A 12363-nucleotide genomic window follows, 5' to 3' on the forward strand; every position below is an offset into this window, starting at 1 on the left:
CTTTAGTACATAATGAGTAAAATACGTATTTGGTTAATTTTACTAAATATATTATAATCCATTGTTAAAAACTTTCAAATATTTTATTTTTCTATAATAAAAAACAAGAGTAATCGCAAAGACTACTCTTGTTTTTTTTCCTTCTCTTCTTTTTCAATTTCAGATACCGATTTTTTAGGGTTTTTTATTAGTTTTCCAAGTTCTCCAGAACGTGTGAAATCATCTTCGAAATTTTCTGTAGTACTAATATAAGCTATAAAATACAATTCTTCATTATTGTTTATATAACCTTTTAATCTGGGAACACCCATTGGACTTACACTGTGTTCTTTAAATGTAATCGATTTTACATCTTGAATATTGTAATGAATATACTTTTCTACTCGTGCCTCTTGTGCCTTCCAAAACTTTTCTTCTTTTTCTTTTTGTTTTAAGTATTCCATAGTAAAATATCCTCCTGCTATGAGCACTATAGCAGATACAACCAAGATCATTACTTTCTTCATTGGAAATCCCCTTATATTCAAAGCTAGTTAACATATGCTCTTTCTAAAATAGGGTACAGAAACCAAGAGTAGTTGCAAGAACTACTCTTGGTTTTTTGCTTTCTCTTCTTTTTCAATTTTAGATACCGATTTTGCTGGTTTTTTCATGTAGTTATCATATAGTTCTCCAGAACATCCAAAATGATCTTCAAAATTCTCTGTGGTACTAATACTTGCTACAAACCACAATTCTTGATCACCATTTATATATCCTTTTATAGTAGGGATTCCCATCGGATTCAACTCTTGTTTTGTAAACGTAATAGATTTCACATCTTTAATATTGTAATGAATATATTTTTCTACTCTTGTTTCTTGTGTTTTCCAAAACTTTTCTTCTTTTTCTTTTTGTTTTAAGTATTCCATTGTAAAATACCCTCCTGCTATGAGTATCACAGCAGATACAACCAAAATCATTACTTTCTTCATTGGAAATCTCCTTATAAAAAGTCTACCAATGTATTCTTCTTAAAATGGGATACAGAAAATAAGAGTAGTGCAAAAACTAATCTTGTTTCTTTTCCTTCTCCTCTTTTTCAATTTCAGATACGGACTTTGCTGGTTTTTTCATGTAGTTATCATATAGTTCTCCAGAACATGTAAACTTATCTTCAAAGTTTTCAGTTGTACTTATACGAGCTATGAAATCTAATTCTTTATTATTATTTATATAACCTTTTAATCTTGGGACTCCCATAGGACTTACACTCTTTTCTGTAAACGTAATAGATTTTACATCCTGAATATTATAACGAATATACTTTTCTACTCGTGCTTCTTGCACTTTCCAAAACTTTTCCTCTTCGTCTTTTTGTTTTAAGTATTCCATAGTAAAATAACCTCCTGCTATAATACAAATAATGGATAAAATAATTACCAATTTCTTTTTCATTTAAAATCCCCTTGTATTTAAATATAGTTAAAATATACCATGAAACGAGTTGAGAAACATATGAATGAATTTAAAAGGAATCCCATTGCAACAGATGAAGATTATTTCGAACTATCAGATCAAGTTTATGATGACCAAGTTTTAGAAAAAGGTAAACTAATAACAACTAATAATGGAAAAACATGGAGAGTAATAGAATCAATAGATGCAGATTCTCAAAAAGTAAAAAATGGATTAGAAGCTATCGCGGTAGTACCAGCAGACAAATATGATGAAAATGCAACACATTATGATGAGATAATTCTAGCATTTCGTGGGACAGAGCCTAACCAATTAGCAGATTTCGAAACAGATATCGATCAGATTACGTTTGGAATTAAAACACATTCTAAAGTAATTACTCCAAGTAACAGTCAAACTATAAAACCTGATTCTGAAACATCATTTGATACTGGATTAAAATGGACAAAAAATGACATCGTAGCAAAATATAACCCTTCTTCTCTTCATACCACTGGACATAGTAAAGGTGGTGCAGAAGCAGACCTTATCGCTGCAGAATTAGATTGTTATGCAACTACATGGGCTGCACCGAATCCCTATCGTATACTAAGTCCTGAAGCAAAAAGACGAGTAGATGAAGGGAAAATGGACAATAAAGCAACTGATTATACACATGAAAATGACCCGATTGGTAACCACACTCAATTCGGTGCACCTCTAATTGGTAAGCAATACACAGTGAGACAGAACGATACAAAACAAGGACTTTTTACACGTTTAACTATGGACGGACACGGCAGAGATACATTTAGGGGATCCTTTCATTCAAATGGAAGTCCCATATTAAAATTAGAACCTGAAGACATTATAAGACAAGCAAAAAAAATTCAAACACTCAGCAATCGATTATCAGATATCGCAAAAAATATAGAAGAGTTTCAAAGAAACGAAGCTGAAGCAGTTCAAAAGTTAAAAAATCAATTAAAACATGAAACAGGGCCAGGTGGAAGATATCATTTATTAGAAGAACACGAAGTAGATGAAGCCATCTCACAAATTGCTAAAATTAGAAAAGGTGGAAATGACTATTTCCATGACGCAAACCTAGCAGAAGAATTAATTCATCTTTTAAGAAAAGAACAAAAAAGTTTAAGTAGATTTGGGGATGAAATTAGTGATGCAGCAAATTCACTTAGGGATAAAGATAATCAATTAGCGGGGAATTTTCAGTTTAGATAAGGAGATAATTATATGATGGATTTTATGGGGGAAATTAAAAAGATAGAAAAGCAAATCGAAAGTGTTACAGGAGATTTAGCGAATCAGGTTGTTGAGGAGTTACAAGCTGCTAAAAAACAGATTGAAAGAGAAATGCAACGTATGATGTTAAAAACAGAAGTAGGGTTTAAATCAATAGATATTATAAAAGAAGATACATATGCTCTTCAAAAAAACATAGGGGCATTTCATGAATTACAAACAAGTCTAAGAGATATAGCAGCAGAATTAGAGAAAAGTTTTGAAAGTAAAACTGGCAGTAAAATCAATGAAGAATTAAAGAAATATGAAAAACAAATTAACAACAACATTTTTAATGAGCATGTTCACTTGGCAAACAGTTGCGGAAAAAAATAAGGGAAATAGAAAAAAAGTCCTCTTAATATAGGACGCTTTTTTTGTTATTCTTGAAAGTAAACTTTTAAATTACCTTAAACATTGAGTTCACACCAAATCTTCTGATACTCTCAAAATATAAAATAAAAGTATACATTCGAAGTATTATAAACAAAGAAGTTGAATCCCTCATAAGAAAAGATGAGTATCTCCTCACTATCGAGATACTCATCCAAAGAAAACATAAATTAACTATTAGTATTTAGCTCTTTACTGTATTTCTTTATAAAAAACTTCTGGGAGCAACGGGCAAACTCGTTGAAAAAATTCGCGATTTCTAATATGTAAGTTAGCTAACTCGTTAGCATCAGCAGTTTTATAAAACCGAATATAAATGTGCTTCCCTACTAGTTTCATAACATCCCTCCAACATTTTTATATGTCTAATGAGGAAAAAATATACCGTATACTATATACAGTTGGATATTATCAAGAATCATTTTGCACGAAAGAAAAGACACTCTATATGAGTGTCTTTTCCAATAGTTTTTAGCAGAAGCAAGAAGCTCCAACGATGATTAATAAAATGAATAACACAACTAATAAAGCAAAGCCTCCAGAAAAGCCACAACCGCCACAACTACCACCATAGCCCATAATAGTTCCTCCTTTAGATAAGAGGGGAAAACTAAGGTTCACTCATGTATTTTAATGGATTCGTTTCATCTTATGTTTTTTCGTATTGATTGAGCAGGTCCTTTCGAAAACTATTTACATATTAACTATATTTTTAAAAATGAATAATTTAACTATAAAAATAAATAGATAAACTAATATAATGTATTAATTTTAAAAGAAGGGAGGAATAGCCATGCAATTAGTTTGTTTTAAAATAGTAAGTGGTCAGTATTTCTTATTTGTAGAAGGTATTCAAATTCCTGTACCAATTCCAGCAGTTGCTGCAGCTTTATTAATTGGTTTAGGAGTAATTCCACTTTGTTCTTAATGTAAGGAATTCGGATCATTCCTATCTTTCCATTGGAAAAGCCTCAAGTATATGAATACTTGAGGCTTTCTTTATATTAAAGAAAAAACACCTTACAGCGCTTGAAGATCTCCTGATTTAACTAATGCGGCCGTTACATCATCACCGAAAGTATTGGAACAGAATACTTTCTCGTCTATCTTATCCATTACTGTAGCTTCACCTATCTTGCCACCTTGAAGTTTAATAAAATAGTTATGTTCTTCTAAAATTTTACTAAAATCTCTATTTGCCCATCTTTCAGTAATTTCTAATAGCTCTTCTTTATTCTTGAAATTGTTTCCGTTTAGAATGTTTCTTACTTTCTCTGCATTCTTTTTGGACATAGGGGTTGCACCCTTTCCTTCACACGCTTTTACTTTTTGATGAGTCATACTATGCGTAGCTGAAATAACTTCTTCTTCAGTAGAAGTTACTGTAATGTGAAGTTGTGCATTTGAACCTTTCACTTCTGCTTCATTCGATAGTATGTCTTCTTTATTAACCTCTGCAAAAACATGGTCCTCACTCTCAAGCGGGACTTCAGCAAACTGTAATATTCCATAAGTCATACCAGTTGCAAGTACTACTCCCCCTATAATAGATGCTAGCCAATACTTTAGCTTCTTATCCATCTTCATTTCCCCCGTCTTCGTTTACATATCTTAACTAAAGAATACCATATTTAATTCCTCTTTATTGAAGTGTCTCTAATTTTTACTATAAAAAACGTATAAATCATTTAATACCAATATAACAATTTGACAATCATGACTATGCCTATTCTCATAACAGGATCTATATACGATGTCACTAAATCATCTGGTGAACTATTGGTTATTAGTACGGCTTTGCATCCTTATTCTCAAAAAGGATAATTATTGTACATACCAATTCTTATGTATGAAGCCAACCAAAACAAGTGTTACGAAAAAAATATAAAAAAGACATCTTTTCTAGGGAAAGATGTCTTTTTTATAAACCTTAATGTTCGTTCTGTAAAACTCTCGCTTCCTTTACTCCTTCTTTCTCTTCTTTTAAGAATAACGAGACGATAAATGCAACAATTATAAAGACTAACCCAAGTGTAAATGCACCTTGGAATCCTGAAGTTAAACCGTTTAACTTCTCTACTGGATCCATTGGATTTGCGGAGCTTTCCATATAGCTAGCAGTTCCTGAAGACATTTTCGAAATAAAGATAGCCGTACCAATTGCGCCAGCTACTTGTTGCAACGTATTAAACAGTGCTGTTCCGTGTGGATATAAATCTGGTGTTAATTGATTTAAACCGTATGTTTGTGCTGTCATGACAAACATGAGTCCAACCATTAATACGCTATGCATAACAATAATTTGTACCATTGATGTATCAGGAGTAATGCCTTTAAATAAGAACATTGCAATCCCTACTAACACAATGCCGGGAACGATAATAACTTTCGGACTAAATTTATCAAATAGTTTACCTGCAATCGGTCCCATTATAGCGCTAATAATACTTCCCGGAAGCATAATGATCCCTGACTTAAACGCTGTAACGAGTAAAACTGTTTGCAGGAACATCGGTAATAAAGTCATCGTTGAAAATAACGACATCATCACAATGACAATTAATCCAACTGATAATGTAAACATCGGAACTTTAAATGCGCGTAATTCTAAAATTGGATTCTCAATTTTTAATTGTCGAACGACAAAAATACATAATGAGATAAGCCCAACAAGTAAAGTGCCATACACTTTCGCATCAGACCATCCTAAGTCACCTGATGCACTAAAGCTATACACAAGTCCGCCAAATCCTAATGTCGATAAAAGGATAGATGGATAATCTACTTTTGGCCTTGTTAACTCTGAAACATTTTGAATGTACTTCATTCCAATCATAATGGAAATGATCACGACAGGAATAACAATATAGAATAACCAGCGCCAATTTAGTGAGTCTACGATTACTCCGGATAATGTAGGACCAATTGCTGGAGCTGCCATCATCACAAGTGCGATTAATCCCATTGTCGCACCACGTTTTTCAGGCGGACAAATAATTAAAATCGTATTCATTAATAACGGTGAAATTAACCCTGTCGCTACCGCTTGGACGATACGGCCGACTAATAAAACGGAAAATGTCGGCGCAAATCCCGCAATTAATGTACCAGCTAAAAACGTTACCATAGCGATCAAAAACATTTGTCTCGTTGTGAGCCATTGCTGAAGTAACGCTGTAATTGGGACTAAAACACCAACTACTAACATGTAAGCTGTAGAAAGCCATTGAATTGTTGAAGCTGTTACATCAAATTCTTTCATTAATACCGTTAACGCATTACCAAGTAATGTTTCATTTAATAATGCAACCATTGCCCCTAAAAGTAATGCAATTAAAATAGGGGTATGTTTCATATTAGAAGTATCAACTTTGCCACTTGCTGGGCTCTTAGTTGTCATATTCATTTACAGATTCTCCTCCTGTTTCTTACTTAAAAAACTTTAAATATACCTAAACACATGTAATATAATATACATATGTAGATTAAAAAGGGAGAATCAATTTTCAACCACTGTATATTTAATCTACAAAAAAGGAGAATTGTAGATGAATGATAATGAAAAACAACTTGATTTACGTATTAGACGTACACATAAATTACTGTGGGATTCCTTATTTGAATTAATGACGCAATCAAAACAGAAATATAGTACGATTACGATTAACCAAATATGTGACCGCGCTATGGTACACCGAACAACCTTTTATAAACACTTTGAAGATAAAGATGCTTTATTAACATTTGGATTTAAACGATACGGCAAGATGATTGCTGAAATACCGGTTTCAGATCGATTAAGTAAACCATTTCAAGTAATGGAACAATTCCTACATCATGAAGAACTCGGTAAAATATTAGAAATGCAAATGTCTGATGAACAATTTATTACCCGTACACATTATTTAAGTCACGAAACGAGAAAACAAGAAATAGAAGCATTAAATCAACTTTGCAAAAACCATACGATACCAAATGATTTAATCATTGAATTTTATTCTGGGGCAATCAATTCATTAAGCGCATGGTGGTTTCAAAATGAAAGAAAAGTTTCTGCTGCTGAAATGGATAGGTACCTCCACCAACTCATTAATCGGGATATTTTTCAGTTTGAAAAGGAATAAGACTACACCTTTTCAATCATGCAATAAAGTGAAACTTTAATCAGCCCTCACCAATCGGACTTTAACGGACAGCCCGACCCCCACCTAACTTCTTTGCTTCCACTGAATTTTGAGGTGGGGGTCTTACTGCCCGTTAAAGCGGGATCAAATTGACCACAAAATAGGAATATGATATATTTTCCGTAGAATACTATATAAGTATGACATCAAATAAAATGGCATATAATAAAAAGAAGAGATGCGCTAACATCTCTTCCTTAACTGCTACCGCTTAGGGTGGTGGTTATTATAAGCTATTTCTTTTTGCGGAACCCACCCTTTTGCTTGTGACGGCGCGGAGTGGGTTTTTTGTTGTCCTTATCCAGAAGTTGCTTCCGCAAAAAATACGCTGAAACTTCGCGCATAGTCGCTTTGACAAACTCTTTTACAAGGTCAAACAAAAACTCCATATTATCACCTCCTTTCCTTCCGAATAGAAAGAAGGGATAACCATCCACCCTCACAATATGCAGTTACATATATTTTATCAAATGATTGTAAAGATATTATGTAAACAAAACAAATGAAATTTTACATAGAAAAATATGAGTTTATATTCTTTTCACTTAGATTCTCCTTTTTAATAAGACTTTTTTAGATGCTATCTTCAAATAAGGTAGCATCTAAAAAATGTTAAAAAGAATTTCCTCCTAATTTCTTCTTATATTTTATGTAATCTTGACCTTTTCTACGTCCTTTGATTACTTACTGAATATAGTCATACAGATTTTTCGCTAACAATAAACAAGTTACCGTAATGAAAAGAGCACGAACATACCCGCTCCCTTTTTTTATAGCAAATTTGGAGCCAACAATCCCTCCAGCAATTTGAGCAATCCCCATTATAAAACCATACGCATAGTTTACTTGCCCTACATACATAAACATCAATAATGCACCAACATTACTTCCTAAATTAAGAAGCTTCGCATTACCTGCTGCTTTTAAAAAATCATACCCAATAAATAAAAGAGAAAACATTAAAAACGAACCTGTTCCAGGACCTAGAAATCCATCATAAAAACCAATAGCAAAAATAAAAAAGGTAAAAATAATGACGTGTCGACCAGACAATTTTTTATGAGTGGAAATACTTCCCCAATCCTTTTTGAATATCGTATAAATAGCGACCACACCAAGCATGATCAGCATTAATGGCTTCAATACTTCTGGATTCATTAAATGAACGATCCATGCCCCTATTATGGAACCTATGAAAGTGAGCGGAACTAATTTAAACGCCGATTTCAAATCAAGATTACCAGAACGATAAAACACAATATTACTAGTTGCACTTCCCATTGTCGACGCTAGTTTATTCGTAGCTACTGCACTTGCTGGATTCAGTCCTGTAAATAATAAAGCTGGTAAAGCAATGAGTCCACCACCACCTACAACTGAATCAATAAATGCAGCTACAAATCCAAAAACAATCAAAATAATTAATACGGATGGGTCTAAATACAAATCCATACTAGTAGCCTCCCCTTTAGTCACTATTGTAATAGTAACTATCAATTTGCTAAATGTAAAGAGTTATTGTAACGTTGAAATATAACAGCAAACATCGGAGGACGAAAAAAGTGGACTACATAGTGCAACAGCTTAAAAAAATTGGTTTTAATGAATATGAAGCTAAATCTTATGTATCTCTTGTTAAACAAGGGCCTGTCACAGCCTATCAAGTGAGTAAAGATTCGGGTGTCCCAAGAGCGCGAATTTATGAGATTTTAGGTAACCTTGTAGAAAAAGGAATTGTCATGAAAGAAGAAATAAATGACACCACCCGCTATTCACCTCTACCTGTTGAAATCTTTTTACAGAAGGCGCAATCAGAATGGCAGTCTACTTATGAAGGAATTAGTGATTCATTAAAGAAACTAGAAACTTCTGAGGAAAAAACGGATAATCGAGTAATTACTTTAAAAGACAATCAAACAATCATTAGTTACTGTCAGGCATTAATAAAAAAAGCAGAACGACGTATTGTCATTTCAATGTGGGATGAGATGTATGAAGCGTTAAAAGAAGATCTATCTGAAGTAGCTGATAAAGTTACAATACAAGGTATTACCCTGCATGTTGAAAATCCCATTAAAAATCTAGAAGCCCACCGCATAACACCTTATACAGAGACCTTGTCTACAGAACATTGGTTTATTGTATCGATAGATTCTAAAGAGATGATTTATGGACCATCACTTGAAGAGCGTAATATTGCTTTTTATACAGATGACCCCGTTCATATATACTTATTAGAGGATTATGTATGGCATGATGTGTTAGTCAATAGACTTGTCCGACGTAGCCAAGATGATTTGCAGCAATGGATTACTGCAGAGAGAAAATCCTTCTTTATGGGGAAATGAGGAACATATTCAAGAGCAAACCAAAAGATTTGCGTATTAAACCTAACAACTTCTCCGTACAAAAATAGCCGACTATTATATAGTAAATAGTCGGCTATTTTTGTATAAATTTATACAGACGCTGCCATTTTCCCTTTGCGGAATATTCCAATTAACCCAGCGATTAATGAGATAAACGCTTCTCCCACTCTTTCACCTTTTCAATTGTTACATCTAATTTTTTAGCTATTTCTTCTACACTCATTCCTTTAAAGAACATTCCAGCTGCCGAAAGTGCTTTATCAATTTCTTCTTGTTTCTCTTGCTCATATAAACGACCCACTTTTGTCATCCGTAACCACTCCTTTACCTTTTTATATGCCTTCTGCTATTTTATCATCCAATCTCCACAAACCGACCAAACTCCTTCATAAACCTCAGCTTAAAACTCCCCACAGGCCCATTCCGATGCTTCGCCACATGAATCTCCGTCATCTCTTTCTGCTTCGTTTCCTTATCGTAATAGTCTTCGCGGTACATAAGCATAATGACATCCGCATCTTGCTCAATTTGTCCCGTCTCTCTTAAATCAGATAATAGCGGACGCTTATCTTGTCGTGACTCTACAGAACGAGACAATTGCGACAGCGCTACTACACAAACATTTAATTCACGCGCTAATAACTTAAGCTTACGCGAAATTTCACTAATCTCCTGAAATCGATTGCCCTTATGCTTCGGATCGCCCGTAATAAGCTGCAAGTAATCTACAATAATTAAAATCTTTTTATCACCGTGCTTCCTCTTTAACTTACGAGTTTGCATCCAAATATCTTGCACCGTAACGCCTGCATTGTCATAAATCTCAAATGGCAACTCACCAATCTCCGCAAACGCCTTACTTACCTTCTCCCAATCTTCCATCGCAAAACGATGCTTCGGATTTTTCAGCCTACCTCCTGACACTTCGCCTACGCAAGAAGCCATCCTTTTCAATAATTGCTTACTACTCATCTCTAACGAAAACAATCCCACCGCCGCTCCAGACTTCGCCGCATGTAGTCCAACATTTAGCGCAAACGCAGTCTTCCCCATAGAAGGACGCGCACCAAGGACGACAAAATCACCTTCCTGCAATCCGCACGTCATTTTATTTAACGATGTATAACCAGTCTCAATACCAGTAATCTCCTTCACATCTTGATGAAGCTCCTCATACAAATCAACTAACGCATCCTTCAAATCAAATTCACATACAGAGTCTTTCTCCTCTAACTCACAAAGCGCCGTAATCGTCTCACCGATAACTTTCTCACTCTTCTCCGCAATAAGACGCTCTCCCATCTTGTGCCCAAGAACACCAGCCTGATACATTTTCCACGCACCTCGAACAAGCCCCTCATAATATGAGAAGTTGCTAGTAGTAGGCACACCATCCATTAACCCTATAAAATACTCCATTCCCCCGATGCCCTTCAAAAAATTCGGGTCCAACCTAGAAGTGAAAGTCACAAGATCAATCGGTTGCCCCTCTCCTTCCATCTTTCGCATTAACTGAAATATAGACTTATGCACCGGCATCGAAAAATACTGCTCCGTCAAACGGCACTCCTTAATAAGCTCTCCATCAAGCAATAGAGAACCTAACACCGTCTTTTCCGCCTCCACATTTTGAATACTCATGGCCGCCACCCGCGCTCCGCTAAAAAGCGCTGCAACTCTTCCTCAGACGGCGCATTCTTCTCCCACTCCTCACACCTCGCCAAAAACTCCTCCGTCTCCCCCGTACTAACAGACGACTCCTTCTTCCGAAACTTAGCCGTATCCGCCTCAACCTCACACACTTTCGTAAATCCCTTCCCATGCCAATCGCGTAAAATCCCCTTCACATAAGCAATCGTCCGCTTATTATTCTCAAACGCAATTTGAAGAGCCTTCAGCACAAGCTCCTCTGACAAATCTTCCATCCACGCACTTAGTTCCTCCACCGCAAAAGGAGACAAACTACCGAAATGTTGCTCATAAAAAGAAAACACACGACTTCCCGTTTCTTCCTCTATAACCTCTTCTTCCGCCTCTGTCTCCTCACAAACTGGCTCAACATCATCCACAGCCAATTCACTCGGCATACCGAAATGCGCTAAAAGCATCGGAACATTCAGCTCCTCCTCTACGCACTTCTGAAGAAACATATGTACAAACTCCTTATTCTTCACACCCTTCAGCTCACGAAGCACACACTTCTCCACATTCGTATTCGTCACAGGGTTATAACGAAGCCAATTCAAAACGAATAACTCCCGTGTATCCGCATCATACAGAATCTTCCCATAATCAATGAAGCGCTGCACAAGCTTATCAACCGTCTCCCGATTATAACCAGTCTCCATCTCAGCTAATCGCTTCGGAAAAGGAAAAATCCCGCACTGCGTCGTCTTCGAACAAGTTAATAAATAAACATAAAAATACCGCTCCTCCGGCGTCAAATCCAAAACAAAATCATCCTGCCAAAAATTCACCTGCACATTACGATACACCGCCATCAAAGTTCCTCCCGTCTCCGTTCAAAAGTAAAAACCTCTTCATAATATATATGGGAGGATGGCAGGGTTTTTGGCGTGTTATTTCAAAATTTTTTTCGACTCCTACTACTACGGTGTTTGTTGGTGTTTTTGTTTTGTTATGTTTTTTCTTAGTGATTTATTACTTGGTAGGGGCTT

Annotated in this window: 16 protein-coding genes and 1 pseudogene; 5 read left to right on the forward strand and 12 right to left on the reverse strand. The window is 35.3% G+C overall.

Annotation, left to right across the window (positions count from 1 at the left end; translation table 11 throughout):
* Positions 1-122 precede the first annotated feature (122 nt).
* The 3 genes from MKY38_RS17150 to MKY38_RS17160 form a co-directional block, all read right to left on the reverse strand.
* Entirely contained in the window at positions 123-506 is a 384-nt protein-coding gene (locus tag MKY38_RS17150) for a DUF1433 domain-containing protein (protein ID WP_251199693.1), read from the reverse strand.
* Positions 507-587: 81 nt separating this feature from the next.
* Entirely contained in the window at positions 588-974 is a 387-nt protein-coding gene (locus MKY38_RS17155; RefSeq protein WP_114556269.1) for a DUF1433 domain-containing protein, read from the reverse strand.
* A gap of 76 nt (positions 975-1050) precedes the next feature.
* Positions 1051-1437, reverse strand: a complete 387-nt coding sequence (locus MKY38_RS17160; protein WP_065224632.1) for a DUF1433 domain-containing protein — start codon at positions 1435-1437, stop codon at positions 1051-1053.
* 60 nt (positions 1438-1497) lie between these two features.
* Between MKY38_RS17160 and MKY38_RS17165 the strand changes: the two genes are divergently transcribed.
* Entirely contained in the window at positions 1498-2679 is a 1182-nt protein-coding gene (locus MKY38_RS17165; RefSeq protein ID WP_341050319.1) for a cytoplasmic protein, read from the forward strand.
* A 12-nt stretch (positions 2680-2691) separates the two neighbouring features.
* Positions 2692-3075: a hypothetical protein gene (locus MKY38_RS17170; protein WP_000968641.1), complete on the forward strand. Its 384-nt coding sequence runs from the start codon at positions 2692-2694 to the stop codon at positions 3073-3075.
* 258 nt (positions 3076-3333) lie between these two features.
* Here MKY38_RS17170 and MKY38_RS17175 read toward each other — a convergent pair.
* Both MKY38_RS17175 and MKY38_RS17180 read right to left on the reverse strand, forming a co-directional pair.
* A pseudogene (locus MKY38_RS17175) lies at positions 3334-3471 on the reverse strand (GNAT family N-acetyltransferase); the annotation flags it as partial.
* Between the two features lie 132 nt (positions 3472-3603).
* A complete protein-coding gene (locus MKY38_RS17180) occupies positions 3604-3711 on the reverse strand; it encodes a YjcZ family sporulation protein (protein ID WP_000540375.1) in 108 nt (35 codons plus the stop codon).
* 214 nt (positions 3712-3925) lie between these two features.
* On the opposite strand from MKY38_RS17180, the gene MKY38_RS17185 reads away from it, so the two are divergent.
* Positions 3926-4060 (forward strand): hypothetical protein, encoded by a 135-nt coding sequence (locus tag MKY38_RS17185; protein WP_001177693.1) that lies wholly within the window; start codon positions 3926-3928, stop codon positions 4058-4060.
* A 92-nt stretch (positions 4061-4152) separates the two neighbouring features.
* Here MKY38_RS17185 and MKY38_RS17190 read toward each other — a convergent pair whose 3' ends face one another.
* Both MKY38_RS17190 and MKY38_RS17195 read right to left on the reverse strand, forming a co-directional pair.
* The gene (locus tag MKY38_RS17190) at positions 4153-4713 is read right to left on the reverse strand and encodes a PRK06770 family protein (protein WP_341049228.1); all 561 of its coding nucleotides are present in this window, start codon (positions 4711-4713) and stop codon (positions 4153-4155) included.
* A 349-nt stretch (positions 4714-5062) separates the two neighbouring features.
* Complete coding sequence (locus MKY38_RS17195; RefSeq protein WP_341049230.1) at positions 5063-6538, reverse strand: MDR family MFS transporter; 1476 nt, start codon at positions 6536-6538, stop codon at positions 5063-5065.
* A 142-nt stretch (positions 6539-6680) separates the two neighbouring features.
* Here MKY38_RS17195 and MKY38_RS17200 point away from each other — a divergent pair, with 142 nt between their 5' ends.
* Positions 6681-7256, forward strand: a complete 576-nt coding sequence (locus tag MKY38_RS17200) for a TetR/AcrR family transcriptional regulator (protein ID WP_341049232.1) — start codon at positions 6681-6683, stop codon at positions 7254-7256.
* A 293-nt stretch (positions 7257-7549) separates the two neighbouring features.
* Here MKY38_RS17200 and MKY38_RS17205 read toward each other — a convergent pair whose 3' ends face one another.
* Together MKY38_RS17205 and MKY38_RS17210 are read right to left on the reverse strand one after the other, a co-directional pair.
* Positions 7550-7705 carry a hypothetical protein gene (locus tag MKY38_RS17205; RefSeq protein ID WP_070179785.1) on the reverse strand — a complete coding sequence of 52 codons (156 nt, stop codon included), beginning with the start codon at positions 7703-7705 and terminating at the stop codon, positions 7550-7552.
* Positions 7706-8000: 295 nt separating this feature from the next.
* Entirely contained in the window at positions 8001-8768 is a 768-nt protein-coding gene (locus MKY38_RS17210; protein WP_070179784.1) for a TSUP family transporter, read from the reverse strand.
* A 110-nt stretch (positions 8769-8878) separates the two neighbouring features.
* Between MKY38_RS17210 and MKY38_RS17215 the strand changes: the two genes are divergently transcribed.
* The gene (locus MKY38_RS17215; protein WP_048565174.1) at positions 8879-9664 is read left to right on the forward strand and encodes a TrmB family transcriptional regulator; all 786 of its coding nucleotides are present in this window, start codon (positions 8879-8881) and stop codon (positions 9662-9664) included.
* 163 nt (positions 9665-9827) lie between these two features.
* On the opposite strand, the gene MKY38_RS17220 is transcribed toward MKY38_RS17215, so the two are convergent.
* Genes MKY38_RS17220 through MKY38_RS17230 form a run of 3 tightly spaced genes read right to left on the reverse strand, consistent with a single transcriptional unit; the run spans position 9828 to position 12186 of the window.
* The gene (locus MKY38_RS17220; RefSeq protein WP_070179783.1) at positions 9828-9995 is read right to left on the reverse strand and encodes a sigma-70 family RNA polymerase sigma factor; all 168 of its coding nucleotides are present in this window, start codon (positions 9993-9995) and stop codon (positions 9828-9830) included.
* Between the two features lie 44 nt (positions 9996-10039).
* Entirely contained in the window at positions 10040-11326 is a 1287-nt protein-coding gene (gene dnaB / locus MKY38_RS17225) for a replicative DNA helicase (RefSeq protein ID WP_341049239.1), read from the reverse strand.
* Complete coding sequence (locus MKY38_RS17230) at positions 11323-12186, reverse strand: DnaD domain-containing protein (RefSeq protein ID WP_071732639.1); 864 nt, start codon at positions 12184-12186, stop codon at positions 11323-11325. Before MKY38_RS17230 ends, dnaB begins: the two co-directional genes overlap by 4 nt.
* Between the last annotated feature and the right edge of the window lie 177 nt (positions 12187-12363).

Origin of the sequence: Bacillus sp. FSL R5-0585 (assembly GCF_038004545.1) — a bacterium.
GTDB lineage: Bacteria > Bacillota > Bacilli > Bacillales > Bacillaceae_G > Bacillus_A > Bacillus_A cereus.